General features: G+C 69.6%; 22 protein-coding genes. 11 read left to right on the top strand and 11 right to left on the bottom strand.

What is annotated here, in order from left to right:
* Positions 1–13 precede the first annotated feature (13 nt).
* A complete protein-coding gene (locus ELQ94_RS13250; RefSeq protein ID WP_127050822.1) occupies positions 14–3,385 on the bottom strand; it encodes an ATP-dependent helicase in 3,372 nt (1,123 codons plus the stop codon).
* Entirely contained in the window at positions 3,382–6,531 is a 3,150-nt protein-coding gene (locus tag ELQ94_RS13245; protein ID WP_166404788.1) for a UrvD/REP family ATP-dependent DNA helicase, read from the bottom strand. Before ELQ94_RS13245 ends, ELQ94_RS13250 begins: the two co-directional genes overlap by 4 nt.
* 298 nt (positions 6,532–6,829) lie before the next feature.
* On the opposite strand from ELQ94_RS13245, the gene ELQ94_RS13240 reads away from it, so the two are divergent.
* On the top strand, positions 6,830–7,054 hold the full coding sequence (locus ELQ94_RS13240; protein ID WP_127050820.1) for a DUF3107 domain-containing protein: 225 nt from the start codon (positions 6,830–6,832) through the stop codon (positions 7,052–7,054).
* Between the two features lie 3 nt (positions 7,055–7,057).
* Entirely contained in the window at positions 7,058–7,345 is a 288-nt protein-coding gene (locus ELQ94_RS13235) for a hypothetical protein (RefSeq protein ID WP_127050819.1), read from the top strand.
* A gap of 101 nt (positions 7,346–7,446) precedes the next feature.
* Here the strand turns inward: ELQ94_RS13235 and ELQ94_RS13230 are convergent, their stop codons facing one another.
* Positions 7,447–8,157: a ferritin-like fold-containing protein gene (locus ELQ94_RS13230; protein WP_243697015.1), complete on the bottom strand. Its 711-nt coding sequence runs from the start codon at positions 8,155–8,157 to the stop codon at positions 7,447–7,449.
* 234 nt (positions 8,158–8,391) lie between these two features.
* On the opposite strand from ELQ94_RS13230, the gene ELQ94_RS13225 reads away from it, so the two are divergent.
* Positions 8,392–9,840, top strand: coding sequence for a DEAD/DEAH box helicase (locus ELQ94_RS13225; RefSeq protein WP_208007704.1), 1,449 nt, complete (start codon positions 8,392–8,394; stop codon positions 9,838–9,840).
* An 85-nt stretch (positions 9,841–9,925) separates the two neighbouring features.
* On the opposite strand, the gene ELQ94_RS13220 is transcribed toward ELQ94_RS13225, so the two are convergent.
* On the bottom strand, positions 9,926–10,804 hold the full coding sequence (locus ELQ94_RS13220; protein ID WP_127050817.1) for a PHP domain-containing protein: 879 nt from the start codon (positions 10,802–10,804) through the stop codon (positions 9,926–9,928).
* A gap of 73 nt (positions 10,805–10,877) precedes the next feature.
* Between ELQ94_RS13220 and ELQ94_RS13215 the strand changes: the two genes are divergently transcribed.
* Entirely contained in the window at positions 10,878–11,918 is a 1,041-nt protein-coding gene (locus ELQ94_RS13215) for an endonuclease/exonuclease/phosphatase family protein (RefSeq protein WP_127050816.1), read from the top strand.
* A gap of 42 nt (positions 11,919–11,960) precedes the next feature.
* Complete coding sequence (locus ELQ94_RS13210) at positions 11,961–13,484, top strand: aminopeptidase P family protein (RefSeq protein ID WP_127050815.1); 1,524 nt, start codon at positions 11,961–11,963, stop codon at positions 13,482–13,484.
* Between the two features lie 91 nt (positions 13,485–13,575).
* On the opposite strand, the gene ELQ94_RS13205 is transcribed toward ELQ94_RS13210, so the two are convergent.
* A complete protein-coding gene (locus ELQ94_RS13205; protein WP_127050814.1) occupies positions 13,576–14,097 on the bottom strand; it encodes a YflT domain-containing protein in 522 nt (173 codons plus the stop codon).
* A gap of 100 nt (positions 14,098–14,197) precedes the next feature.
* Between ELQ94_RS13205 and ELQ94_RS13200 the strand changes: the two genes are divergently transcribed.
* Genes ELQ94_RS13200 through ELQ94_RS13190 form a run of 3 tightly spaced genes read left to right on the top strand, consistent with a single transcriptional unit; the run spans position 14,198 to position 17,248 of the window.
* The gene (locus ELQ94_RS13200; RefSeq protein ID WP_127050813.1) at positions 14,198–15,499 is read left to right on the top strand and encodes a magnesium transporter MgtE N-terminal domain-containing protein; all 1,302 of its coding nucleotides are present in this window, start codon (positions 14,198–14,200) and stop codon (positions 15,497–15,499) included.
* 47 nt (positions 15,500–15,546) lie between these two features.
* Positions 15,547–16,095 carry a DUF1003 domain-containing protein gene (locus tag ELQ94_RS13195; protein WP_127050812.1) on the top strand — a complete coding sequence of 183 codons (549 nt, stop codon included), beginning with the start codon at positions 15,547–15,549 and terminating at the stop codon, positions 16,093–16,095.
* The gene (locus ELQ94_RS13190) at positions 16,088–17,248 is read left to right on the top strand and encodes an Mrp/NBP35 family ATP-binding protein (protein ID WP_243697014.1); all 1,161 of its coding nucleotides are present in this window, start codon (positions 16,088–16,090) and stop codon (positions 17,246–17,248) included. Before ELQ94_RS13195 ends, ELQ94_RS13190 begins: the two co-directional genes overlap by 8 nt.
* Positions 17,249–17,267: 19 nt before the next feature.
* On the opposite strand, the gene ELQ94_RS13185 is transcribed toward ELQ94_RS13190, so the two are convergent.
* Complete coding sequence (locus ELQ94_RS13185) at positions 17,268–17,807, bottom strand: adenine phosphoribosyltransferase (RefSeq protein WP_424977342.1); 540 nt, start codon at positions 17,805–17,807, stop codon at positions 17,268–17,270.
* A gap of 2 nt (positions 17,808–17,809) precedes the next feature.
* Positions 17,810–18,196, bottom strand: coding sequence for a twin-arginine translocase TatA/TatE family subunit (locus ELQ94_RS13180; protein ID WP_127050810.1), 387 nt, complete (start codon positions 18,194–18,196; stop codon positions 17,810–17,812).
* 111 nt (positions 18,197–18,307) lie between these two features.
* On the opposite strand from ELQ94_RS13180, the gene ELQ94_RS13175 reads away from it, so the two are divergent.
* Positions 18,308–18,976 carry an O-methyltransferase gene (locus ELQ94_RS13175; protein ID WP_127050809.1) on the top strand — a complete coding sequence of 223 codons (669 nt, stop codon included), beginning with the start codon at positions 18,308–18,310 and terminating at the stop codon, positions 18,974–18,976.
* A gap of 105 nt (positions 18,977–19,081) precedes the next feature.
* Here ELQ94_RS13175 and ELQ94_RS13170 read toward each other — a convergent pair whose 3' ends face one another.
* The 4 genes from ELQ94_RS13170 to dapE all read right to left on the bottom strand — a co-directional run bounded on the left by ELQ94_RS13170 (position 19,082) and on the right by dapE (position 22,951).
* Positions 19,082–19,252, bottom strand: coding sequence for a DUF3117 domain-containing protein (locus tag ELQ94_RS13170; protein WP_082474055.1), 171 nt, complete (start codon positions 19,250–19,252; stop codon positions 19,082–19,084).
* A gap of 81 nt (positions 19,253–19,333) precedes the next feature.
* Positions 19,334–20,557, bottom strand: coding sequence for a hypothetical protein (locus ELQ94_RS13165; protein ID WP_243697013.1), 1,224 nt, complete (start codon positions 20,555–20,557; stop codon positions 19,334–19,336).
* Between the two features lie 73 nt (positions 20,558–20,630).
* On the bottom strand, positions 20,631–21,857 hold the full coding sequence (locus ELQ94_RS13160) for a hypothetical protein (RefSeq protein WP_127050808.1): 1,227 nt from the start codon (positions 21,855–21,857) through the stop codon (positions 20,631–20,633).
* Positions 21,842–22,951 (bottom strand): succinyl-diaminopimelate desuccinylase, encoded by a 1,110-nt coding sequence (gene dapE, locus ELQ94_RS13155; protein ID WP_127050807.1) that lies wholly within the window; start codon positions 22,949–22,951, stop codon positions 21,842–21,844. The genes ELQ94_RS13160 and dapE overlap by 16 nt, the downstream gene beginning before the upstream one ends.
* Before the next feature lie 74 nt (positions 22,952–23,025).
* On the opposite strand from dapE, the gene dapD reads away from it, so the two are divergent.
* Together dapD and ELQ94_RS13145 are read left to right on the top strand one after the other, a co-directional pair.
* The gene (gene dapD, locus ELQ94_RS13150; protein ID WP_127050806.1) at positions 23,026–24,003 is read left to right on the top strand and encodes a 2,3,4,5-tetrahydropyridine-2,6-dicarboxylate N-succinyltransferase; all 978 of its coding nucleotides are present in this window, start codon (positions 23,026–23,028) and stop codon (positions 24,001–24,003) included.
* Positions 24,004–24,058: 55 nt separating this feature from the next.
* Positions 24,059–26,800, top strand: a complete 2,742-nt coding sequence (locus tag ELQ94_RS13145; RefSeq protein WP_127050805.1) for a penicillin acylase family protein — start codon at positions 24,059–24,061, stop codon at positions 26,798–26,800.
* Positions 26,801–26,804: the final 4 nt, after the last annotated feature.

Genomic DNA, 26,804 nt, shown 5'->3' with positions numbered 1-26,804 from the left:
CGAGCCGCTCGGATCAGACGACGCGACCCTCCGTCGACGCCGGACCGAGCGCGGCCTCCCAGCGCAGTCGGAGCTCCTCCTCGGAGAAGAATCGACGCGGGCGGATGACCTCGTCGTCACCCACGTAGTAGAAGACCGCGTCGACCGACTCGGCGTCCACACCGGACCACGCGGCGTAGGCGAGACGGTAGAGCGCCAGCTGGATCTGGCGTTCCTCCAGTTCGGTCTCGTTCTTCGGAGGCCGGCCCGTCTTCCAGTCGACGATCTGATGGACGCCGTCGCGTTCGTAGACCGCATCGAGCTTGCACACGACGATCTTCCCCGCGATGACCGCGTGGATCTCGCGCTCGACCTCGAGAGGGCGCAGGTCCGCCCATTCGGACCGTTCGAAGATGGCTTGCAGCTCCGCGAGACCACGGGCCTCATCCACCTCCGCACCGGATCCGCGTCCGCTCGCGCGTTCCCCAGCGCCACCGCTCTCGAGCCCCGCTCCGAGCTCGAAACCGTCACGGACGTCGAGACCGTCGCCGAGTTCGAGACCGTCGCCGAGGTCGAAGCCGTCCTCATCGTCGAGGTCCCTGTCCAGTTCGTCCGGGAACGCGTCGATGGTCTCAGGCGAGCCCGTGGCGGTGAACCGACGCTCGACCCATGAATGGAAGAGCGTGCCGAGCCGCGTCTGCCGATAGGGCCGCTCGGGGACGGGACGCTCGATCGACGCGACGACCGCGTCGGGATCGCTCAGATAGTCCTTGAAACGCGATGCGGCGACGCGCGACGGGATCTCGCCGCGGGTGCGGGCCTCCCGGGCGGCACGCTCCGCGAGCAGCAGGTCGATGCTCTCGGCGTACGCTCCGATCTTCTCCTCATCGGGATCCGGCCCGTCCTCGGCCACGGTCCTCACGAGGTGCGCGGCCCGCTCCAACGCTCGCCGACGCGAGCCGAGTGGATCCCCCGGCCAGACGAGCGCGTCGTCGACCGCCGCCATCGGGTTCTCCTCCGATGACGGAGCCTCGGGGAGCGCGGGGATGATGCCCCGCTCGGCGAGGTCGTGAAGGAAGACGCTCGGTCTCCGAGCCGTCTTCTGATCGCCCCAGAACGAGGCACTCAGGAGCAGTCTCGATCGGGCCCGCGTGAGCGCGACGTACGCGAGGCGACGCTCCTCGAGCGCGTGCCGCACCGCGAGGTCCTCCGTGAAGCGGACGAGAGCCGCGTCCACCTCCTGCTGCGTCTCCGCCGCGCGCCATGCGAGCGCGGGCAGTTCCAGAGCATCACCACGGAAGTCGTAGGGAAGTTCTCCGAAGGAGATCCACCCGCGGCCGTCCTTCGAGGCGGCGGGGAACTCCCGCTCCACCATCCGCACGACGGCGACCGCGTCCCACTCGAGTCCCTTCGATCCGTGCATGGTGAGAAGCTGGACCTCCCCCGGCTGCGCGTCCTCCGAGCGTGGCCCCATCATGTCCTGCCGTTCGGACCGATCGATCCAGGCGAGAACGCTCCCGAGGGTCGGGTTCTCCTCGCTCGCGAGGAACGACGAGACCTCGTCGGCGAAGGCATGCAGGCGCGCGTGCGCCGTGCGCAGGGTCGAGGCCGGGTTGGCGACGACCTCGAGGTCGAGCCGGAGTCCGGTACTCACGAGCCCGATGAAGTCGAGGACCGGCGCGCCAGCCCGGCTTCGGAAGAGGCGGAAGAGATGGGCCGCCTCGCGCAACCGCGCGAGTCCGTCCGGGCTCACGTTCTCGAGGGCGACGTGGGTGTCCGGCATGTCTCTGAGCGCGTCCAGAGCATCGACGATCGATACCGACCCGTCGGCGGCCAATGACGCGCGGATCCGCGCGATCACCTCGTCGCTCAGACGCGACGATCGGACGTCGCGCCGCTCGAGCCACGAGGCGAGACGACGCAGTTCGCGGAGGTCGCGCACGCCGATCCGCCACCGCGGACCGGCGAGGACGCGGATGAGGGAGGACCCGGCCGTCGGGTCGTGGCACACTCGGAGGGCGGCGACGAGGTCGGTGATCTCGGGCGAGGACAGCAGCCCTCCGAGCCCGAGGATGCGGTGCGGCACTCCCGCGTCGGCGAGGGCGCGCGCGAAGAGATCCATGTGCCGACGGACGCGGAAGAGGATCGCAGCGGTGGGCGGCGGCTCCGAGCGTGGTGCGCCGGCGAGGATCCCGCGCATCCACTCGGCGACGCGCACGGCCTCGTCCTCGATCGTCTCCTCGACGACGACGTCGAGGACGCCGGGAGCCACCCCCGGCCTCTCGGCCAGGGCCGGAACGGCGATCGACTGATCGGCACGCAGGGGCTCGACGAGCGCATTCGCGGCCTCGAGGATGGCCGTGTCGTTCCGCCAGCTCGTCGACAGGGTATAGGTCTCGGCGCGACCAGACGGCGCGAAGTCGCCGCCGAAGCGCGAGAGGTTGTCTGCGCTCGCGCCCCTCCAGCCGTAGATCGACTGATGGGGATCGCCGACGGCCATCACGGGGTGGTCGGCGAACAGCAGCGCGAGCAGTCGTGTCTGGACGACGGAGGTGTCCTGGTACTCGTCCAGGATGACGACGCCGTAGCGTTCGCGGTAGGAACGGACGATGGACGGGTCGCGGCGGCACGCGGCGAGGGCGAGCGCCACCTGATCGGAGAATTCGACGAGACCCCGACGCCGCTTCTCCTCGGCGAAACGTTCGGCCAGGTCGGTGAGTGGACCGAGCGCCGTCACCGTGTCGACGGCCTGCACGACCTTCGAATACGGTGTCCGCTTCGACCCCCCGTACGGCAACTCGGGGAGCTGAGCGAACTGGTCGACGAGCCGCCTGACGTCGTCGGGATCCGCGATGTTGTCGCCGAGCGCATGACTCAGGCGGACGACCGCCTCCGTGACCTGGTCGATCGACTTGCCGATCCCGACGAGGCGGTCGTCGCCATGGTCGATCACGATCCGTCGGGCGATTCGCCAGGCGGCGGCGTCCCCGATGAGGGCCGACTCGGGGTCGCGCCCCACGAGGAGCGCGTTCTCCCGGAACAGGCCGTCGGCGAACGAGTTGTACGTGGCGATCGTGGGTCGATCGAAGACGTCGTCGGCATCGAGATCGAGGATCCCGGCCTCCGCCCCGTCGTGGAGCCGCCGCTGGACGCGCTCCGAGAGTTCCCCGGCCGCCTTGCGGGTGAAGGTGAGCCCGAGGATCCGTGAGGGGGCGGCATGACCGTTCGCGACGAGCCACACCGCTCTATTGGCCATCGTCTCGGTCTTGCCGCTGCCCGCGCCGGCCACGACGAGGGATGGCGACAGGTCCGATTCGATCACCGCGACCTGCTCGCTCGTCGGCGACGGCAGCCCGAGGGCCACGGCGATCGCGGGAGCCGATCGGCGGGCCATGGACCCGGTCACGAGGTGACCTCGGGGATGACGTGGATCCTGCAGCGCCCGAACGAGAACGGGTCGAGGCAGTGGGTCGAGACGTGCGCGAGGAACTCCGTGCCCGACATCTCGAGCGCCGTGCGGGCGATGCCGGAGCGGAAAGCGTCGGCCTCCTCCGACGAGAAGGCAGACTGACGCGGTTCGTAGAACGCCTTGGTCTTCGCGGTGCCCGCGAGGACGACGAGCTTCGCCCCTGCTCCCTCCCGTCCGTCGACACCGGGAACGGCGCCGTCGCGGAAGGCCAACTGGTAAGCGCCCAGCTGCGGATTGTCCGCGACGCCGGCGTCGTTCAGGGCCTCGTGCTTTCCCGTCTTGAGGTCGACGATCTCGACGGAGCCGTCGGACAGGACCTCGACGCGATCGATCGTGCCGCGCAAGACAGCGGTGGCCGGCCCCCCGAGAGACGTCGCCACCTCGGCGGGCGCCACTTCCGTCGCGTCTTCTCTCCCATTCGAACCGGGTCGGAGCTCCACGGTGAGTTCGAACGGCACCTCGGTACCCATCACCGTTCCACCGCGCGCCTGGACGGCGGACACGTAGGCCGCGAAGCGTCTGGCGAGGTCCCGACCCTTGATCTCCTCGATGCGCGCCTGCCAGTCGGCTTCGAAGGGCAACTCCGCCCACCGGGCCGACATCGCCCGCCAGATCTCCTCGGGGTCCGTCGATTCGAGATTCTCCGCGACCTCGTGGAGCAGGGTCCCGAGGCCCGAGGCGACCGTCGACGTCGAGCCGCCGAGCTCGTCGATGAGCCAGTGCAGAGCGCACGTCCGGAACGCCTGCACGCGGGACGGTGAGACCGACACGGTCTCACCGTCCCCCACGAGGGGCGCCGTCGTGGAGACGTCGAGGAGTCCCGACCAGTCGTCGGGCGAGGCACCGTCGACCTCGGCGTGAACGAGTCGGGCGAGCGACACCGCCGCCCGCTCCGCCGCCGCGTGCTCTCCGCGTTCGAGGGCGACCGACAGGTCTCGTCGGAGACGAGCGGTGAGCCCGCGCAGCGAGAGCGGGTGACGCTCGACGAGTCCGTCCGTCGGGGGTGGGAACAGGGGCAGGAAGGGGCTCGGCGACGCGTCATCTCCCGAGACGGCGCTCACGACGAGCTTGCCTCGCGCACGGGAGACGACTCGGGCGAGGAGGCGCAACTCGTCGTGAAGGACGAGGGTGCGGGCGTCCGCCGGCGTCGGATCGATGCCGGCGGCGGCCTCCGCGAGCTCTCCGCTCGATAGCAGCGTGCCGCGCTGGCGCATGTTGGGCCACCCGTTCTCCTGCAGGCCGCAGACCACGACCGTGTCGAAGTCGCGGTCGACCGTGCCCGCCGGTGTGGTGATGGCGACCGCCGATGCCGCCGCACGCGGCGCGAGAGTGTCCTCGGGAAGATCCGATTCGGTGAGCTGATCGAGGAACCGCGCGGGAGCGTCCCCGGGAGAGCGCTCGACGGCGCGGCGAGCGGCGGCGAAGAGCGCGACCATCGCGTCGAGGACACGATTGGCCTCATCGGCTGCGAGCCCCGACCCGGCCGCCGCATCGACGAGCGAACGCTGCAGTCGGCTCCGCTCCCAGAGCCCCCAGAGCAGCTCTTCGATCGACGCCCCGTCGCTCGCCGCTGCGCCGGCCGCCCGCAGGTTGGCCGCGAGGGACTCGGCCTTGCGGCCCGTGCGGGTATCCAGTTCGGTGAGCGAACCCGGGATCTGCATGGCCTCCACGAGGAGTTCGTCCGCCGGTCGCGATCCCTCGAGATCGGCCTCGCGCTGGCGCAGCGCCGCGCGCAATCGTCGGAGTTCCACCCGGTCGAAGCCGCCGAGCACGCCGGTGAGGAGCTCGACCACGGCGTCCGCGTCGAGCGGACGGACCCCGAGCGCGACCCTGCTCGCGAGGACGAAGGCACGCACCGACGGGTCGTCGCGCAGCGCGGTGCCACCCGCGAGCACACGGGTGGGCACCTCGAGTCCCGCGAGCCCGCGCTCGATGACCGCGATCTGCGATCGGCTGCGCACGACCACCGCCATGTCGTGCCACGGAATGCGTCCGAAGATGTGTCGCTCGCGCAGTTCGCGAGCGACGATCGCCACCTGTTCCGCAACGGAAGACGGGGTCGTCACGAGGATCGACGCCGGATCCGACACCTCGGACCGGTCCACGCGACGCTGCGCCCCCGCCGCGGCGGTACCGATCCGAGACACGATCCGCGCGTAGACGGCTCCGAGCTCCGCCGAGCCCCGATAAGCCGTACCGAGGACGACCGACGCGACCGGGGCGCCGAGGATCTGCGACAGCCTTCCGACCACGTCGGGGCTCGCTCCACGGAAGCCGCCGGTCGCCACGTCCGGATCACCGGCAACGACGATCGCCACGCCCCGCCGCGCGAACGCGCGCAGGAGCTCGGCGCCGGCCGCGCTCAGCTCTTCCGCGTCGTCGACGGCGAGAAGACGGAGCCGAGCGAACGAGCCGAGGCCGGTGCCGTCCATGTCGGCGGATTCGACGATCTCGGTGGCGCGGTGGATCAACTCGGTCGAGTCGTAGAACTGCTCACGGAAGCTGTCCACGACGTCGTGGTACTGGTCGATGAAGCGACCCGCCGCGCGCCATTCGGGTCGCATTCGCTGGTCTCCGAGGGCGACGAGGGCGTCGGGAGAGACGTGGGCCTCGACCGCCCTGGCCATGAGCTCACGCAGTTCTCCCCGGAATCCCGGGAGACGTCGGACGTCGGCGTCGAGGTGCGCCGGCCACTCGCCGATCCGTCCGTCCTCCTCGTCGCCCGCGAGCAGGTCGGCGATGATGGCGTCCTGCTCGCCGCCCGTGAGCAGGCGCGGAGCGGGCAGCCCGGCTGCGGCGTTGCCCGAGACGACGAGCGCGAAGGCGAACGAGGTGAGGGCACGGGCGAGCGGCCCCGAGGTGGGCACGGCCACCCGCGCGGCGAGCACGTCGCGCAGCCGGGTCGCGGCCCGTCGGTCCGCTGCCAGGACGAGGATCTCGTCGGTGTCGTGAGACCCCCCGGAGATACGGTCCGCCACGAGTTCGACGATCGTCGTGGTCTTCCCGGTCCCCGGGGCGCCGAGAACCGAGATGTGCTCCCCGCCGTCGACCGCGAGCACCCGCCGCTGGTCCGCATCGAGCAACGGGAGCGCCCCTCCGCTGGCGCGATCATCGCGAGCACCTTCCTGCAGCACACGCTCCCGTAGAACACGGTCCTCAAGAACACGGTCCTGGACAACACGGTCCTGGACGACACGGTCCTGCAGGCGGTCGGGGTTGTGTTCGGGAGTCACATTCCCACGGTAACGGCGGCCACCGACATCGACGGGGTGCCCCGCTGAGCGCCGGGGTCGGCGTGTTCGCTCACGGCGAGGCGCGACGGACTCCGACGGCCACCGCCGTGTCGTAGAGTCGTAATCCAGGCAAGCGAAAGGCATCACCGTGGAAATCCGCATCGGAATCGCGAACAGTCCCCGCGAAGTGAGCTTCGAGTCCTCGGAGTCCATCGCTGACGTGAAGAAGAACATCCAGGCCGCTCTCGACGACAAGAGCTCGTACTTCAGCCTGACGGATTCGAAGGGCAGCCTCTTCATCATCCCCACGGCCGGTCTCGCGTACGTCGAGGTCGGTTCGGAAGACCAGCGCCGCGTCGGCTTCGTCGCCTGACCCGTGGAGCTCCTCTTCGTCGCCCTCGGAGGCGCGATCCTGGGCCTCGGCGCCCACTACGCACTCCCGTGGCGTCTCGAGCGCGGGGTGCTCGTAGCCCCGGCGGCCGGAGTCGTCGTCGCGTGCCTCGTGTGGCTCGGACTCACCGTCCTCGGCTGGGCGTGGGACGGTGGGTGGATCTGGGTCGTCTCGCTCGTCCTGTCCGGCATCGTCGCGACGGTCGTCGCCGTCGTCACCGGTCGGGCTCGCGCGACCTCCGACGAGCACATGCTCGTCCGTCTCGGCGGCTGAGGGGCCCGCTCCCCCGCCCGGTCCGTGACCGGGCTGGGAGGCCGTCGGCCTCCCCTGCCGTCAGCCCGGCTCCGGCGACAGCCTGCTCGGCCGCGAGCCTGCTAGGCCGTCAGGCCGAGCGCGTCCATCCGACGCGTGTGGGCCGCGATGAGTTCGGTGAAGACCGGCTCGACGGCGTCCCCGCCACGCGCGTCGTGCACATCGACGACCTCGCGCGCCAGGAGCAGCGTGTCTCCGACGAGGCGCCGACCCCACATCGCGAGGAACGACCCCGTCCGTCGATCCACGGATATCTCCCGCTCGAGGATGTCGACGATTCCGGTCGTGCCGGCTTCGGCGCCCAGGAGACTTCCGACGCGCGGTCCGAGGTCCGTCGGCAAGCTCGCGGCGAGACCGATGAACAGGTCGTCGAGAAGTCCGGACGTGACGTGGAACGACAGGAGCGACTCGATCGGACTCGCGCCGCGCGTGATGCGGCGGAAGTGGTCGATGGGAGCGGCCACGGCCGACATGGAGGCGGAGGCATCACCGTCACGGCGGTCGATCTCCGCGACGAGCCCCTGGTGCTTGGCGAGCGCGAAGCCGGCGGCGGTGGAGAGCCGTTCTTTGTCGTCGAAGCGCTCGAAGTCGCCGACGAGGGCGCCGAGGGTCTCGACGTGCCCCAATTGGATGCGAGCCGCTCGTCCGAGATAGCTCTCCGGGTCGGGGTGGAGATCGGTGAACTCCACGCGCGTCACGGACCGGGATGACCCGCGGGCGCGCAGACGCGGGATCTCCATACGAGGACCGCGTCGGCCGAACCAGGATGCCACGACCGCCACTTTAGTCGAAGACGACGCCCGGCCGATGATCGACGGCCTGTCCCCCGCCACCCCGAGGGTATGGTCCTCCCCGCGAGGTGAGGACCCGTCGGGTAGTCTTGACGGAATCCCGGCACCGGATCGGGACCTACGCCGCGGACGTGACGATATCGGCGTAGACCGAATAACGCACCGAACAGGCGACAATAATACGTGGACTTCCGTGATCTCGGGGTCGACCAGGACATGGTCGACGCCCTCGCAGCCAAGAACATCCTCTCCCCGTTCCCGATCCAGGAGCAGACGATCCCCCTCGGTCTCAGCGGCCAGGACATCATCGGCCAGGCCAAGACCGGCACAGGGAAGACCTTCGGATTCGGTCTCCCGATCCTCCAACGCCTCGGGGCCAACCCCGAGCCCGGCGTCAAGGCGCTCGTCGTCGTGCCGACGCGTGAGCTCTGCGTCCAGGTCACCGAAGACCTGGAGGTAGCGGCGGCCGGCCGCGGAACGAAGATCGTCTCGATCTACGGCGGCAAGGCGTACGAGGGCCAGATCGAGCAGATCAAGGCCGGGGCCCAGCTCGTCGTCGGTACGCCCGGGCGCCTCATCGACCTGAACAACCAGCGCCTCCTCGACTTCTCCAAGGTGCAGGAGATGGTCCTCGACGAGGCCGACAAGATGCTCGACCTCGGCTTCCTCGCCGACATCGAGAAGCTCTTCTCGAAGACCCCGCCCGAGCGTCACACGATGCTGTTCTCGGCCACGATGCCCGGTCCGATCGTCGCGCTCGCCCGTCGGTTCATGAACAAGCCGATCCACATCCGCGCCTCCGATCCCGATGAGGGCCTCACGCAGGCGAACATCAAGCACCTCATCTACCGGGCACACTCGATGGACAAGGACGAGGTCATCGCGCGCATCCTGCAGGCCGAGGGCCGCGGGAAGACCGTCATCTTCACGCGGACGAAGCGCGCGGCGGCGAAGCTCGTGGAGGAGCTCGGCGATCGCGGATTCAACGCGGCCGCCGTGCACGGCGACCTCGGGCAGGAACAGCGCGAGCGCGCGATGGCCGCGTTCAAGGCGGGCAAGAAGGACGTGCTGATCGCCACGGACGTCGCCGCTCGCGGCATCGACGTCGACGACGTCACGCACGTGATCAACCACACGATCCCCGAGGACGAGAAGACCTACCTGCACCGCGTCGGCCGCACGGGTCGCGCAGGCAAGACGGGTATCGCCGTCACGTTCGTCGACTGGGACGACCTCCACAAGTGGGCCCTCATCAACCGCGCGCTCGACTTCGGTCAGCCCGAGCCCACGGAGACGTACTCGTCGTCCCCGCACCTCTTCACCGATCTCGACATCCCCGCCGGCACTCGCGGACGCCTCCCCGGCGCCCCGCCCGCTGCGGCCGCTCCCCCACGGTCCCGGTCCACCGCGGATTCCGCCGACCGCGCACCCCGTGACGGCAACCGACGGCGCCGGACGCGTGACGGCGCGGCCTCCGACGGGGGCAGGAACCAGGACGGCGCGTCGCGTCAGCGCCAGGAGAGCGCCCCCAAGACGGATGCCGTCCGTGACTCCTCCGAGTCCGCCGGCACCCACGACGGCGGCGGTCGCGAGCACCACGACGGCAACAGCGCCCCGCGACGACGCAGCCGCACGCGCCGACGGGCGACACCGCCGTCCGTCTGATCCGGCGGCTCCGCCACGAGCGATGACGACACGACCCCGGCACCGTCATGGTGCCGGGGTCGTTCTCTGCCCGGAAGCTGCGCCGTCAGCCGTCGGACCCGTAGACCGGGCTGGAACCCGACCCGCGGTCGATGATCGCTGCGACGACCTCGTCGGAGGTCGTGTTCTCCCCGAGCCGGTTGGGCTTGCCCGTCCCGTGGTAGTCGCTCGAGCCGGTGAGCAGGAGACCGTGCCGTTCGGCGAGTCGCGCGATGGTCTCCTTCCCCGCGACGGTGTTCTCGCGGTGGTCGATCTCGAGTCCCGCGAGTCCGACCTTCGCGAGGTCCGCGACGTCCTCGTCCGAGACCACGAGGCCGCGCCCGCGGGTGGCCGGGTGCGCGATGACGGGCACGCCTCCGGCCGCGACGACGAGCCGGACGGCGGTCTCGGGCTCCGGCGCGTAGTGGGGGAGGAAGTATCCCCTCGACGGGTGCAAGATGCTCGCGAAAGCCTCGCTCCGCGTGGGGACGTGTCCGCGGGCCACGAGAGCGTCGGCAATGTGGGGACGGCCGATCGTCGAGCCCTCCGAGGTCTGGGCGACGACGTCGTCCCAGGTCAGCGCGTAGTCACGCGCGAGGTTCCGCACGATGCGTTCGGCACGGACGAGTCTCGCCTCCCTGATGCGCGCCATCTCCGCCACGAGGTCGCCGTCCGCCGGATCGAAGAGGTACGCGAGCAGGTGGATGCTGCGATAGCCGAGCCGGGTGCTGAACTCCATCCCGGGGATGAGGGTGATGCCGGAGTCGCGCGCCGCTTCGCCGGCCTCCGCCCACCCGGCCGTCGAGTCGTGATCGGTGAGAGCGACGGTGCCCAGTCCCGCCTCGACCGCGGAGCGGATCAACCGAGCGGGGTTCTCCGTGCCGTCCGAGACGCTGGAGTGCGTGTGCAGGTCGCTCGGGCCGTGGAATCGCCGATCGCCCGCCATGATCCCATCCTACGCGGCGGTGCATGCCTGACTCGGCCGCTTCCCAGGGCTGGATCGGTAGTGTGACAACGCCATGCTCAGATTCCTCGGTGCCCTCCTCACGATCGCCCTCACCGTCGTGTGCCTCATCGCGACGTGGCCGCAGCTCTTCGGGGCCCAGAACCTCTGGATCGTCACGCAGGTGGTGGCGCTCCGCGGTGTCGTCGTCGTGGGGTGCCTGATGGCCGCGGCGCTCTTCGCCCTCTTCTCGCTCGCCCGCCCGATCCGCGCGTTCGCCGGGGCGATCGCCGTCGTGCTTGTCGCGACCGCCATCGGGAACGCCGCGATCATGGGTGCTCGCGGGGTGGGCGACACATCCTTCGCGGAGTGGACGGAGGACTCCGTCACCGTGCTCACCTGGAACACGCTCGGTGATGCCCCCGGAGCGGAGACGATCGCACGGGTGGCTCTGGAGGGCGGAGCCGATGTCGTGAGCCTGCCGGAGACGACCAAGGCGACCGGGATCGAGGTCGCGCTTCTCATGAAGGAGGGCGGCAACCCCATGTGGGTCCACACAGTCGCCTTCGACGAGATCGCGAAGGCCCGATCGACCACCATCCTCGTGAGCCCCCGGCTCGGCGACTACGACACCGTCTGGGACTCCAATCGGGACCGGGCCGAGGAGGCCGCGCGGGTGGGCAACACCTCGGTCCTCCCCACCGTGGTGCTGAAGCCCACGGGGGGCAGCGGACCGACGATCGTCGCCGTGCACGCCGTGGCGCCTATCCCCGGCCAGATGGAGAACTGGCGAGCCGATCTCCGATGGCTCGCCACCCAGTGCCAGGAGGACAACGTCATCATGGCCGGGGACTACAACGCCACGGTCGACCACATGGCTGACCTCGGCACGGGATCCGATACGACGATCGGACGGTGCACCGATGCGGGGCGGGCCTCAGGGAACGGTGCCGTCGGCACCTGGTCGACGGCTCTCCCCGCACTCCTCGGAAGTCCGATCGACCACGTGATGGCCACGCCCAACTGGTCGGTCTCCGGAATGCGGGTGATCGAGGACGATGCGCTCGACGCGAGTGATCATCGTCCCGTGCTCGTCCAGCTCACCCCGTCCGGCTAGCGGCACGGCACACGCTCCGCCGCGGATGCCACAATGGTTCCCATGGCAACCTCGAGCGACACGACGCACATCGACCAGACGCAGCCCGATCAGACGCAGACGGAGCGGACGCCGACGGATCAGGCGGGTACCGACACGTCAGTGGTCGATTCCACGATCGCCGTGACGCCGGAGTCCGACGCACCGGCCGCCGAGTCGGCACCGGGCACCTCGAACAGGTCCACGACGCCCGAGAGCTCGCGCTTCCAGGACTACATCTCGAGCGGCTGGGCCGAACAGTCCGCCGAGCTGCCCCCGGCTCGCGAGTCCGCCCTCCTCGCCGCCGAACGACGCCGCCGTGTCTCCGCCGTCTTTGCGGGACAGCGCGTGGTCGTGCCGGCCGGAGACCTCAAACAGCGTTCGAACGATACGGACTACCCGTTCCGGCCGCACTCGGCCTTCGCTCACCTCACAGGATGGGGGAGCGACAGCGAGCCCGGAGCGGTCCTCGTCCTCGATCCGGTGGACGACGGCCACACCGCGACCCTCTACTTCCGAGAGCGGGCGGGCCGCGAATCGAACGAGTTCTATGCGAACCCGGCGATCGGCGAGTTCTGGATCGGAGCCCGTCCGTCGCTCGCCCAGGTCGCGGCGGACCTCGACGTGGCGACGGGCCACATCGATCAGTTCACGGCAGCGGCCGACGACCGCACCGTCGGGTCCGACGAGGAGCTCGACCGGGTCGTCTCGGAGCTGCGACTCGTGAAGGACGCCTTCGAGGTCGCCGAGCTCCGCGCCGCCGTCGATGCCACCGGCCGCGGCTTCGACGACATCGTCGCGGAACTGCCCCGTATCGCCGACCTCCCGCGCGGTGAGCGTGTGGTCGAGGGCGTCTTCTACACGCGGGCCCGGCTCGACGGGAACGCCGTCGGCTACGACACCATCGCGGCGTCCGGACCGCACGCCTGCATCCTCCATTGGACCCGGAACGACGGGACCGTCGGCTCCGGCGACCTGATCCTCGTCGACGCCGGTGTCGAGGTCGACAGTCTGTACACCGCCGACATCACGCGCACGCTCCCCGTGAACGGCACCTTCTCCCCCGTTCAGCGTCGTGTCTACGAGGCTGTCAGGGAGGCCGCCGACGCGGCCCTCGCGATCGTGCGGCCCGGGATCGTCTTCCGCGACGTGCACGCCGAAGCCATGAAGGTCATCGCCCGGTACACCGCCGAGTGGGGCATCCTCCCCGTGACCGCGGCCGAGTCGCTCGAACCCGACGCCCAGTTCCACCGCCGTTACATGGTGCACGGCACGAGCCACCACCTCGGGCTCGACGTGCACGACTGCGCCCAGGCGCGCCGCGACATGTACCACGACGGCACCGTCGAGGAGGGCATGGTGTTCACGATCGAACCAGGCCTCTATTTCCAGCCGGACGATCTCACCGTGCCGGAGGAGTTCCGCGGCATCGGCGTCCGGATCGAGGACGACATCCTCGTGACCGCCGATGGAGCCGAGAACCTGTCGGCGTCGATCCCCCGCACCGCCGACGAAGTCGAGGCCTGGATCGCGGCGAAGCAAGCCTGATCGCAGCGAAGCAAGCCTGATCGCAGCGAAGCGAGCCTGATCGCAGCGAAGCGAGCCTGATCGGCTCGAGGGCACTTCCGGTGGAACAGGGTCAGAGGTAGATGCTCGGGCCCTGTTCCCCTGCCGTCGACGGCGGCTCGACGCCGAGGATGTTGCGGGCCTTGTTGACCGACTCGACATCGACGACCACGGCGTACGATGACGCCACGATCTGGGCGATCGAGCTGAAGTCGCGACGCCGACGTCTGGCCGTATAGGTGACGACCTGGAACAGCATCCCGAACGCCGCCCCGATGAGCGCGGCCGCACCGATGAAGACGATGCCGGACTCGGGGGACACGATGATGAGCAGCAAGCCGAAGAACAGGCCCAGCCAGGCCCCGCTCAGCGCACCGGCGGCCGCTGCCCTGCCGTAGCTCATCCTCCCTGTGATGCGCTCGACGCTCTTGAGGTCGGACCCCACGATCGATGCTCCGCGGACGGGGAAGTCGGCGGCGGCGAGTTTGTCGACGGCGGCCTGCGCGCCCGCGTAGTCGGTGAAGGAGGCGACCGTCTCGCCGGCCGGGATGCCGATGACGGGCCCGCGTCGTTGTCCGTTCTGGGGGATACTCACCCCTCCATTGTCCCACTCGGTGTCTGAACATCACGTGACGCTCGCGACCCCTCGCCCGAGGGGCCGGACCGGAGGGTGTCCGGCGGTCTAAGTTAGAGGGGTGAGTGCCACAAGAGTCTTCGTCGCCCGGCTGGCCGGCTGCATGGTGTTCGATCCGGCCGGTGACCGGGTCGGCAAGGTGCGCGACGTCCTCGTCGTCTCGAGACCTGCTGATCCGCCGCGCGTGGTCGGTCTGCTCGTGGAGATCCCCGGCAAACGCCGCGTCTTCGTCTCGATCAATCGCGTGACGAGCATTGCGAGCGGCCAGATCATCACGACGGGCCTCATCAACGTGCGTCGCTTCGAGCAGCGGGCCGGCGAGGAGCGTGTCATCGCCGAGATCCTCGGGCGCAAGGTGCTCTTCGCCGACGGTTCCGGCGAGGCCACGATCGAGGACGTCGCGATCGAGCAGAAGTCAGGCGGCACCTGGTCGGTCAGCCAGTACTTCGTACGCCGACCGAAGACGAGCTCGTCGCTCTTCGCCAAGGGGCACACGACGTTCGTGTCGTGGCGCGACGTCGCCGAGAAGACGAACGACACGGAGGCCCAGTCCGCCGAGCAGCTCATCGCGACGTACGCGGACCTCAAGCCGGCCGACCTCGCGAGCACCCTCCTCGATCTGCCGGAGGAGCGGATGCTCGAAGTCGCCGGGGAGCTCCCGGACGACCGCCTTGCGGACGCACTCGAGGAGATGCCCGAGAGCGATCAGGTGAACATCCTCGGCCGACTCGACGACGACCGTGCCGCCGACGTCCTCGACCAGATGCAACCGGACGACGCCGCCGACCTTATCGCCCAGCTGCCTGAGGAGCGCGGCGAGCACCTCCTCGAACTCATGGAGCCGGAGGAGGCCGAGGACGTCCGCATGCTGCTGACCTTCGCGCCGGACACGGCCGGAGGTCTCATGACGACCGAGCCGGTGATCCTCTCGGCGGATTCGACGGTCGCGGAGGCGCTCGCCCTCGTACGCCGAGCAGAGCTGCCCCCCGCCCTCGGCGCGGCCGTGTGCATCACGCTGCCCCCGTACGAGCCTCCGACGGGGCGCTTCCTCGGAATGGTCCACTTCCAGCGGATGCTCCGCTACCCGCCCCACGAGCGGCTCGGCACGATCCTCGACCAGAGCCTCGATCCGGTGACCGCGGAGACGTCCGCCGCCGAGGTCTCACGCATCCTCGCGAGCTACGACCTCGTGTCCGTCCCCGTCGTCGACGACAACCACCGACTCGTCGGGGTGGTGACGATCGACGACATCCTCGACTACCTGCTGCCCGACGACTGGCGCAGTCACGGGGACGATGAACGCCCGCGCGACGCTGAACGCGCGCACACCGCTCGGATGGGGAGGAGGGCCGCGGATGGCTAGCGCAGAACTCACGACGGCCACCACGCGCACAGGGAGGAGGACGACCGATGGCTAGGAACGCCCGGAACACGAAGGACGTCCGACTCGACGCACCGAAGGGGATGCGCGCGCCCGTCCTCGTGCCGCGCCGCCGGCAGTCGAGCGATCGTTTCGGTCGCTTCACCGAGTGGATCGCCCGTGCCATGGGGACACCCTGGTTCCTCATGGGGCTCACCGTCTTCTGTTTCGCCTGGGTGCTCTACAACACCCTCTCCCCCGAAGACCTGCGGTTCGACTCGGCGGCTCTCGGCTTCACCGCCCTCACCCTGATCCTGTCGTTGCAGGCCTCCTACGCAGCCCCGCTGATCCTCCTCGCTCAGAACCGCCAGGACGACCGCGACCGCGTGCAGATCGAGCAGGACCGCCAGCGTTCGGAACGCAACCTCGCCGACACCGAGTACCTCGCGCGCGAGGTCGTCGCGCTGCGACTCGCCCTCAAGGACGTAGCGTCGCGCGACTTCATCCGGCAGGAGCTGCGCTCGCTGCTCGAGGAGCTCGAGGAGCAGAAGGACGGTGCGGCACCCGAGAGCGGTCGGGCGGATCGGCCCCGTGGCTGACCTCGGCGACCCCGACCTCGGCGACCGGGTCCGTCGCGCCCTCGCCGGGGTCATCGATCCCGAGATCCGCCGCCCGATCACGGAGCTCGACATGGTGGGCGACGTGCACGTCGATGAGAACGGCGCAGCGCGGGTCGACATCCGCCTCACGATCGTCGGGTGTCCCGCCGCGCGGACGATCGAGCGCGACGTGCGCGACGCCGTCGCGGGGGTGGCGGGGGTCACCTCCACGAGCATCGACGTCGGAGTCATGACGCGCGAGCAGCGCTCCGCCCTCACCGAGCGCCTGCGCGGCCCGGGAAAGCGCCGGATGCCCTTCACACGCGACTCCCTCACACGCGTCATCGCCGTGACGAGCGGCAAGGGAGGCGTCGGGAAATCCACCGTCACGGCGAACCTCGCGGTGTCCCTCGCGGCGCGGGGCCTCGCGGTCGGTCTCGTCGACGCCGACGTGCACGGTTTCTCGATCCCGGGGCTCCTCGGTCTCGAGGACCCGGCACATCCGGGCCGGGCCGTGCGACCCACGCGCGTCGACGATATGATCCTTCCTCCCGTCGCCCACGGAGTGAAGGTCATCTCCATCGGGATGTTCGTCGAGGACCCGTCGACGGCGGTGGCCTGGCGCGGGCCGATGCTCCACCGCACGATCGACCAGTTCCTCACCGACGTCTACTTCGGCGACCTCGACGTGCTACTGCTCGACCTGCCGCCGGGAACGGGCGACATCGCGATCTCGGTCGGCCAGCTCCTCCCCCACGCCGAGGTGATCGTCGTCACCACCCCGCAGTCCGCCGCCGCCGACGTCGCCGAGCGCAGCGGCGTCGTCGCACGCCAGACCGGGCAGGTCGTCGTCGGCGTGGTCGAGAACATGGGCCCGTTCCGCGGCGCGGACGGTTCCGTCGTCGACCTCTTCGGCTCCGGCGGCGGTGCCGAGGTCGCCGAACGGCTCTCGCGGGGCCAGGACGCACCCGTCCCGGTCCTCGCTTCGATCCCGCTGAGCGTCGACCTCCGCCGCGGCGGCGACTCCGGAGTGCCCGTCGTGCTCTCGCTGCCGGACGACCCCGCCTCACGGGCGATCGGCGAGCTCGCCGATGCGGTCACGGCGCGGGGGCGTCGATTGTCCGGGCGGTCGCTCGGCGTCGACGTGCTCTGACACCGGCTGAACAAGCGGTTCAGACGTGCCGGAGGCTCCTGATGTCGAGAGCCGGCGCGATCCCCCCGACGACGTCACGGCCGCCGAGCGCGTCGAGCTCGAGCACCACCGCCGCTCCGACCACGTCCCATTCGAGACGATCGGCTACGCGGACCGCGGCGCCGAGGGTTCCCCCCGTCGCGAGCACGTCATCGACGAGGAGCACGCGGCACCCCGGATCGAGATCGCCACGGTGGGCCTCGATCGTCGCGCTGCCGTACTCGAGCTCGTAGCTCTGCGATTCGGTCGCCCGCGGCAGCTTGCCCTGCTTGCGGATGGGGACGAGTCCCGAACCGGCGCGCACGGCGATGGCGCCCGCGAGCAGGAACCCGCGGGCCTCCAGTCCCGCAACGGCGTCGAATCGGCCCTGGAACGGTTCGATGAGCGCATCGACCGTCGCCACGAAGGCGTCGGCATCGGCGAAGAGCGGCGTGAGGTCGCGGAAGACGACGCCGGGTTCCGGGTAGTCGGGGATCGACGCGATGAGCCCGAGCGCACGATCGAGTCGATCGAGGGCCACCGTCACGTGGACTCCGAGTCGTAGGGAGGCGGGCCGGTGTACTCGCCGGACTCGAGTTTCGAGCGATGCGTCGGTTGAACCGCGGGTTTGATCGGGGGCTCCCGGCGGCTCGGCGCGGATAAAACGGGCGAGGGCTCGTCGTCGAGCAGCGCCTCCTTGATGATGCGCCGCGGGTCGTACTGCCGAGGGTCGAGCTTCTTCCAGTCGACCTCGTCGAACTCGGGGCCCATCTCCTCCCGCATCCGGTCCTGGGCTCCGCGCGCGAGGTCCCGCAACCAGCGGATGAACTGCGCGAACTTGGAGGCGTAGAGCGGAAGGCGTTCGGGCCCGACGATGAGCACCGCGATGACCGCGATGAGCAGCACCTTCTCAGGGGTCAGTCCGAACACGGATCAAGAGTACCCCGCCGTGGCTGCACGTCCGGTCCGCGCGCGCGCCGTATCCTGACGAAAGATCGGCGGCGACCCCTCGCCGCGACACCTCGAGCCCGGAGCGAACCAGTGACCCCTCACGACGCCAAGTCCCCCCACGACGGCAAGTCGGAGCACGCGGCGAACTGGAAGTACGCCGACGACGTCGTCGTCGAGTCCGACCCCGTCACCCGCGCCCGTGCCCACTCGATCGAGGTCGGCATCGAGCCCGTGTCCCCCGCCGTGGGAGCCCAGCTCGCCCTGCTCGTCGCGGCGACCGGGGCGCGCAACATCATGGAGATCGGAACCGGTTCCGGTGTCTCCGGTCTGTGGATGCTCGCGGGAGGATCACGCAGCGTCCTCACGTCGATCGACAGCGAGGTGGAGCACCAGGCGGCGGCCCGCGAGCATTTCCACGATGCCGGAATCCCCTCCAACCGCTTCCGCCTCATCGCCGGCCGCGCGCTCGACGTACTCCCGCGCATGAACGAGAACTCCTACGACCTCGTCCTCGTCGATGCGGACTCCGCCTCCGTCATCGAGTACGTGGAGCACGCCTTGCGACTCGCCCGCACGGGAGGAACGGTCGTCGTGACGCACGCGCTCTCCCGCGGTCGCGTGGCCGACCCGGCCGCACGGGACGACGTCACCGTCGGCTACCGCAACCTCATCGACGCCGTCGCGACCTCGACGGCGGTCGTGAGCGCCCTCTCGGTCGTCGGCGGAGGGCTGCTGCAGATCACGAAGCTCGACGCCTGACGCGTCGACGCCCCGTCCACGCGAAGAACGCCCGGGTCCTCAGGACCCGGGCGTTCTCGTTACTCTTCTGACGGAGGAGGCCTCGTTGGATCAGGCCCTCATCGATCAGGCGGAGACGACTGCAGCGAGTGCGTCGTGGAGTTCCTTCGCCTCGGCGTCGTTCACCGACACGACGAGACGTCCCCCACCTTCGAGCGGCACTCGCACAATGATGAGCCGACCCTCCTTCACGGCCTCCATCGGCCCATCTCCGGTCCTCGGCTTCATTGCGGCCATTCGGCTCCCCTTTCGTGTTCTGCTCTCTATTATCCGTGATCATCAGCGGTTCGCGCTAATCCCACCCCTCTCGGCGGCGCATCACGGCGGTGTCCAGTCGTATCCGTCGACCCTCCAGGCGATGAGGAGCCACCCCCACTGGAGCACGAGGGAGACGGCCACGACGAGCACACGGTAGATGCGGGAACGAGGAACGGCGATCGCCGCCGCGAGGGGAAACAGGGGCAGCAGGAGTCGGAACGTGCTCGACTGCGGGAAGAAGACCGCGAAGAGGTAGAGCGCGTAGCTCGCGAGCCACAGGCGGAGGTCGAGCCCGAGCGCCCGAACCGGGCGGGAGAGCATCATCGCGACGAAGGCGATCACGATCGCGACGACGACCACCCACCCCCACCGGCTGCCCGTCCACCATTCGAGGCTCTGGAACCACGGCGTGAACGGCACGAGGTGCTGATAGCCGATGTACGCGGACCGCCAGGCGAGCTCCGTGTCGGTGTACGCCGTGATCGAGCCGGTGACGGCCCAGGCCGACGCGGGCCACCCGAGACCGACGACACCGCTGACGACCGCCAGGATCGTGGCAGCGGCCAGATCGCCGCGTGCGAACGGATCCTGTCGCCTCCGGATCACCCGGATGCCGACGTGCAGGACGAGGAGCAGAGCGAAGGCGAGGCCACTCGGACGGGTGAAGCCCATCACGACGACGACGGGGATGAGGAGCAGGTAGTGCCTCCGGAGGAGCAGGAGGAGGGCGACCGCCAGGAGCAGCAGATGAAGGGACTCCGCGTAGGCGACCTGGAACAGGGGCGACACGGGAGCCACGGAGAAGACGACGACGCCGAAGAGGGACGCGCCGGCGTCGAGCCGCTCGCGGAACAGCCGGTAGGTGACGAGAGCTGCACCGAAACCGGCGGCGAGCGACACCCCGACGGCGGCGAGGGCCCACTCCGCCCCGGTCAGCGACATCACGATCCGCGCCACGAACGGGTACACCGGCATGAACGCCCATGCGTTCTCTCCCACGTGCCCGTCGTCCGTAAGCGGCAGCACGGTGGGATAGCCGGAGACCGCGATGATGTTGTACCACCGCCCGTCCCACATGGACGCGAAGTCGATGTAGCGCGGAGATGCGGCGGTCCAGGCGTTCTCCGGCTGAGCGGCTGCGAGGACGAGCATGAAGGCGGTCGTCACGGCGCGCGCCGCGGCGAACACCACGATGACGACCAGCCACCACGGCATCTTCAGGAAGGTGTCCGTCCGTCTGTCGCGCTCGCCCGACCGACGGGGCGCCGGACCCGTCTCGATCATCGGACCTCCCTCACGACGGTGTCCGTCGGCATGTCACGCTCACCCGATCGAACGAGCGCGACGTCCCCTCCGATCACGGGGGCAGCGGCGAGGGGTCGCCGAGACGCCAGAAGAGGTACAACCAGACGAACTGACCGATGAGCGAGCCGAGTACGACGAGGACGCGGTAGACGCGCGACCGTGGGATCGCGAGGGCTCCGGCGAGGGGGAACACCGGCAGCAGGAGACGGAACGTGCTCGACTGCGGGAAGAAGACCGCGAAGAGGTAGAGCGCGTAGCTCAGCGACCAGAGCCGGATGTCCGTCCCGAGTCGCCGCACCTGCGGGAGGAACATCGTGGCGATGAAGCCGATGATGACGACCGTCACGAACATCCATCCCCATGGCTCTCCGACGCGGTAATTGAGGGACTGGAACCACGGCGTGAACGGGATGAGGTGCTGGTAACCGATGTACGGGGCGCGCCAGCTGAGCTCAGTGTCGGTGTAGGTCGCCATGTCCCCGGTGGCGAGGCCCGCGATCACGAGCCAGGCGACACCGACGCACAGGCTGACGAAGGTCGTCACGCCGGCCGATAGGGACTCTTTCAGGGGGAACGGGTCGGATCGGCGCGTGTACAGCCGCAGCAGGATGTGCAGGCCGAGGAAGAGCGCGAACGCGAGCCCGCTCGGGCGGGTGAAGCCCATCACGACGATGATCGGGATCAGGACGAGATAGCGACGGCGCAGGACGAGCAGGAGCGCCGTCGCGAGCAGGAGGAGATGGAGCGACTCGGCGTACGCCACCTGGAACATCGCCGCGAGCGGTGAGATCGAGAACAGGACGACTGCGAAGAGCGTGGTGCCCTTGTCGAGCATCTCCCGGAAGAGGAGGTAGACGACGAGAGCCGCACCGGATCCCGCGACGACGGAGACGAGCACCGAGGCCGCCGACCAGTCGAGGCCGGTCACCGTCATGAGCTCCCGCACGACTCCGGGGTACACCGGCATGAACGCCCACTCGTTCTGCCCGATGTGCCCGTTCGCCTCGGGCTCGATGACGGTCGGGTAGCCGCCCTCGGCGATCTGGCGGTACCAGCCGCCGTCCCACCACCGGGCGGAGAAGCGCAGGAGATCGGGAGACGCCGGCGCCCAGCGGATCTGCGTCTGGATCGATGCGAGAAAGAGGAGCATGCCCGTCGTCATCACGCGGGCGATGGCGAAGATCCCGAGGACGGCCACCCACCACGGCAACCGGCCGAATCGGTCGGGGCCGTCGGCGATCTGCGGCCCGCTGGCTGTGGCCGTCAGGCCATCAGCCACGAACGCAGTCCCCGTTCGCACTCGACGATCTGATCGATCGCGCATCGCTCGTCATCGGCGTGGGCCTTGAGCGGATCGCCCGGGCCGTAGTTCACCGCGGGAACGCCCATCGCCGAGAATCGGGCGACGTCCGTCCAGCCGTACTTCGGAGCGGGCTCGGAGCCGACCGCGGCGACGAACTGCTGCGCGACCTCGGCGTCGAGTCCCGGTCGCGCGCCCTCGGCCTGATCGACGACGCGGACGTCGAAGTCGCCGAAGAGTTCGCGCATGTGCGCGATCGCCTCGTCCACGCTGCGGCTCGGGGCGAATCGGTAGTTGATGTGCACCATCGCCTCGTCGGGGATCACGTTGCCCGCGATACCCCCGGAGATGCCGACGGCGTTGAGGCCCTCGCGATAGACGAGCCCGTCCACCTCGACCTGCCGCGGCTCGTAGGCCGACAGTGTCTGGAGAATGGGTGTGATCTTGTGGATGGCGTTGTCCCCCACCCAGCTGCGGGCGGAATGGGAACGGAGACCGAAGGCCCGGACCTCGATACGGAGGTTGCCGTTGCAGCCGCCCTCGATGCGCGAGTTCGACGGTTCGCCGAGGATCGCGAAGTCACCCTCGAAGAGGTCGGGGCGGTTCTCCGCGAGCCGGCCGAGGCCGTTGAGCTCCGCGGAGACCTCCTCGTGGTCATACCACATCCAGGTGATGTCGACCGTCGGCTCGGCGAGCGCCGCGGCGAGGTGCAGCTGGACGGCCACCCCGGCCTTCATGTCGACCGTTCCCCTGCCCGTGATGTAGTCGACGCCGTCGATCGTCTCGTCGAAAGTCGGGACGTTGTCCTTCACGGGGACGGTGTCGATGTGCCCGGCGATGACCACACGGCGCGAGCGCCCGAGCAGGGTCCGGGCGACGATCGTGTCGCCGTCTCGGACGACCTCGAGGTGCGGCAGCGCGACGACCGCATCGTGGATGAGGTCGGCGAGGCGTCCCTCGTTCCCGGAGACGGATTCGATGTCGCAGATCGTGCGGGTGAGATCCACGGGCGAGGCCGTCAGATCGAGTCGAGCCGGGTTCGACGAGGGGGCTGTGGGCTCCATGCGGCTCATTCTACTGAGACGTCGAGACCGGACGTTCGCGACTGTGGAGCGATCCGCAGGAAAGCCCCCGATAGCCTGGGGGCATGAACGCAGCCGTCCCCGAGAACGACACGACACCCCCCGCCCGCTTCGCCTGGGGTTACGGCCTCGCCACGACGGCCGAGGACGGGACGGTCCTCGACACCTGGTATCCCGAGCCTCGGCTCGGTCGCCTGCCGGCCGGTCGGGATCGATGGATCGCTCCGGCGGAGTTCGCCGCACTCGCCGCAGCCGATCCTCGACGACGCGTGAGCGTCGACGTCGTGACGACCGAGATCGATCTCGATGCCGCCCCGCAGGACACCTCCGACGCCTACCTCCGGCTACACCTGCTGTCCCACGTGCTGGTGGCTCCGAACACCATCAACCTCGACGGCGTCTTCGGGCATCTCCCCATCGTCGTCTGGACGAACGCTGGTCCGGTCTCGCCGAGCGACTTCGACGCGCTCCGACCGACGCTCCAGCGCGCCGGCATCCACGCGACCGGGATCGACAAGTTCCCGAGGCTCCTCGACTACGTGACCCCGGACCGCGTCCGCATCGCCGACGCCTCGCGCGTCCGGCTCGGCGCACACCTCGCCCCGGGTACGACCGTCATGCACGAGGGCTTCGTGAACTTCAACGCAGGCACGCTCGGAACGTCGATGGTCGAGGGGCGCATCTCTCAGGGTGTCGTCGTCGGTGACGGCAGCGATATCGGTGGCGGCGCGTCCATCATGGGGACACTGTCCGGCGGCGGATCCCACCGCGTCTCGGTCGGAGAGCGGGCGTTGCTCGGCGCCAACTCGGGAATCGGGATCTCGATCGGGGACGACTCCGTCGTCGAGGCGGGGTTGTACATCACGGCGGGCACGAAGGTGACCGTCGTCGACCCGTCCGCTGACGACCGGCCCGTCGTGAAGGCCGCCGAGTTCAGCGGGCAGCCGGGGTTGCTCTTCCGACGGAACTCGGCGACGGGTGCCGTCGAGGTGCTGAGGCGCTCCGGGACCGGTAGTGTCCTGAACACCGCGCTGCACGCCTGACGGGCTCCTCCCCCGGGTCGACGACCGGCCGGTTGCTCGACACGAGGGAGTGCGCATGCGACGGGACGATTACGACACCCGGCGGCACCCCGTCCGACGCGGCCTCCTGATCGCTCTGACGGTTCTCACGGCCATCGTCGTGGTCGCCGGCGGGGTCTCCGTCTGGACCGTGCAGCGGTCCTTCCCGCAGACCACAGGAGAGCTCGAGCTCACCGGTCTCGATGCCGAGGTCGTGGTGACGCGTGATGCCGCCGGTATCCCGCAGCTCACGGCCGACACGGCGACGGATCTGTTCGCCGCGCAGGGGTTCGTGCACGCGCAGGACCGCTTCTGGGAGATGGACTTCCGCCGGCACGTCACATCCGGCCGCCTGTCGGAGTTGTTCGGCGCGAGCCAGGTGGCGACGGACTCCTTCGTCCGCACGCTCGGCTGGCGCGAGGTCGCCGAGGCCGAGGTGGCGGGACTCGACGAGACGTCGCTGTCGTACTACGAGGCCTACGCACGCGGCGTGAACGCCTACCTCGAGTCGCGGAGCGGAGCGGACCTCTCCCTCGAGTACGCCGTGCTCGGCCTGCAGAACCCGGGGTACTCACCCGAGCCGTGGTCGCCCGCCGACAGCGTGGCGTGGCTCAAGGCGATGGCGTGGGACCTACGGTCCAATCTGGAATCGGAGATCGATCGGGCTCTCCTCAGTACGACGCTCGATCCTGATCGGATCGCGGACCTCTACCCCGGGTACCCCTCCGACCGGCACCCCACGATCGTCGGCGGCCCGAGCGCGCTGTCCGCTGCCGCCGTCGCACCGGTGGACGCCTCCCCCGCGGCATCCATCGACTCGAACACGAACACCGATCTCGACACCAACTCGGGCATCGACACCAACCCCGACATCGACACCAACTCGGACGTCGACACCAACTCGGACATCGACACCAACTCGGACATCGACACCAACGCCGGCAACAACACAGACATCGACACCAACGCCGGCAACAACACAGACAGCGACATCGACACAGACACGGACACAGCGACGACCGAGGCGCTCGAGCGGCTCGACTCCGTGCTCGCGGGGATCCCCGAGCTCCTCGGTCGGGCGGGCTCGGAGATCGGGTCGAACTCCTGGGTGGTCTCGGGCGAGCACACGGAGAGCGGCCTGCCCCTCCTCGCGAACGATCCCCACCTCGGCCCCGCTCTTCCGTCCATCTGGTATCAGATGGGCCTGCGCTGCAGCACCGTGAGCGATGCATGCCCCTTCGACGTCGCCGGCTTCACCTTCTCCGGGCTCCCCGGCGTCATCATCGGGCACAATGCGACGATCGCCTGGGGTTTCACGAACCTCGGCCCCGACGTGGCCGACCTCTACCTCGAACGCGTGACCGGCGACACCTACGAGCTCGACGGCGAACAGGCGCCGATCGAGGTCCGGTCGGAGACCATCCGTGTCGCGGGCGGTGACGACGTCGAGCTCCGAATCCGATCGACGGGCCGAGGCCCCATCGTGTCCGACGTCTCCGCGGAGCTCGACTCGATCGCCGAGGACGTGCCGGCGGTGAACGAGCAACCGGAGGGCGACTACGCCCTGTCCCTGCAGTGGACGGCGCTCACCCCGGGTCGCACGGCGACATCGATCTTCGCGATCAACGCCGCGACGGACTGGGCGGGGTTCCGGGAGGCCTCCCGCTTGTTCGAGGTGCCGTCGCAGAACCTCGTGTTCGCGGACACGGACGGCAACATCGGCTACCAGGCCCCCGGACTCGTCCCGATCCGGAGCGGGGGCAACGGCACGCGACCGCAGCCCGGTTGGTCGAGCGCGGTCGGTTGGACGGGCACGGTCCCGTTCGAGGACCTCCCGAGCGTGTACAACCCGGAGTCCGGCTACATCGTCACGGCCAACAACGCCGTGGCGCCCTCCGGTTCCGGTCCGTTCCTCACCGCGGACTGGGACGCCGGGTACCGGGCCGAACGCATCGACGTGCTGCTCCGTGAGCGCATCGACGCGGGCGAGGCCCTCACGGAAGACGACATGTCGGAGATCCAGGCCGATGATTTCAACGCGATCGCCGCAGCCCTCCTCCCCCGACTGCTCGGCCTCGACGCCTCGGGCGGCATCGGCGACGCGCAAGCGGTCCTTTCAGGATGGGACGCCCATGACGACGCCGACAGCGCGGCATCGGCCCTGTTCAACGTGTTCTGGAAGTCGCTCCTCGACACATCCTTCCGCCCCTCGTTGCCCGAGAGCCGCCCGCCCGCGGGCGGATCACGATGGTTCCTCGTCGTCGAGCGGCTGCTCGGCCAGCCCGACTCGCCCTGGTGGCGCGACGAGGCCGCCGATGTCGCCGGGCTCGATGACGCCCTGGCCCGGTCCCTCGACGCGGCGTGGGACGAGACCTCGGCACTCCTCGGCGACGACCCCGCCGAATGGGCCTGGGGCGACCTGCACCGCCTCGAGATCCGCAACGCCACGTTCGGCACCTCGGGCGTCGCGCCGATCGAATGGCTGTTCAACCGCGGCCCGTGGGAGCTCTCCGGCGGGTCGAGCGTCGTCGACGCCTCTGGCTGGGACCTCCCGAACGGATACGCCGTCGATTGGGTCCCGTCGATGCGGATGGTCATCGATCTCGCCGACTTCGACCGGTCCACGTGGATCAACCTGACGGGGGCCTCCGGGCACGCCTTCCATCCGAACTACGTCGATCAGACGGACGACTGGGCCGCGCACCGCACCCGCCCTTGGGCCTTCACCCCCGAGGCGATCGACGGCGCGACCGAACACACACTCGTGCTCAAGCCGTAGACCA

It is taken from the genome of Labedella endophytica, from assembly GCF_003990045.1.
Lineage (GTDB): Bacteria > Actinomycetota > Actinomycetes > Actinomycetales > Microbacteriaceae > Labedella > Labedella endophytica.
Note: the sequence above shows the minus strand (reverse complement) of the source record. Positions and strands in the feature narration are given on the sequence as shown.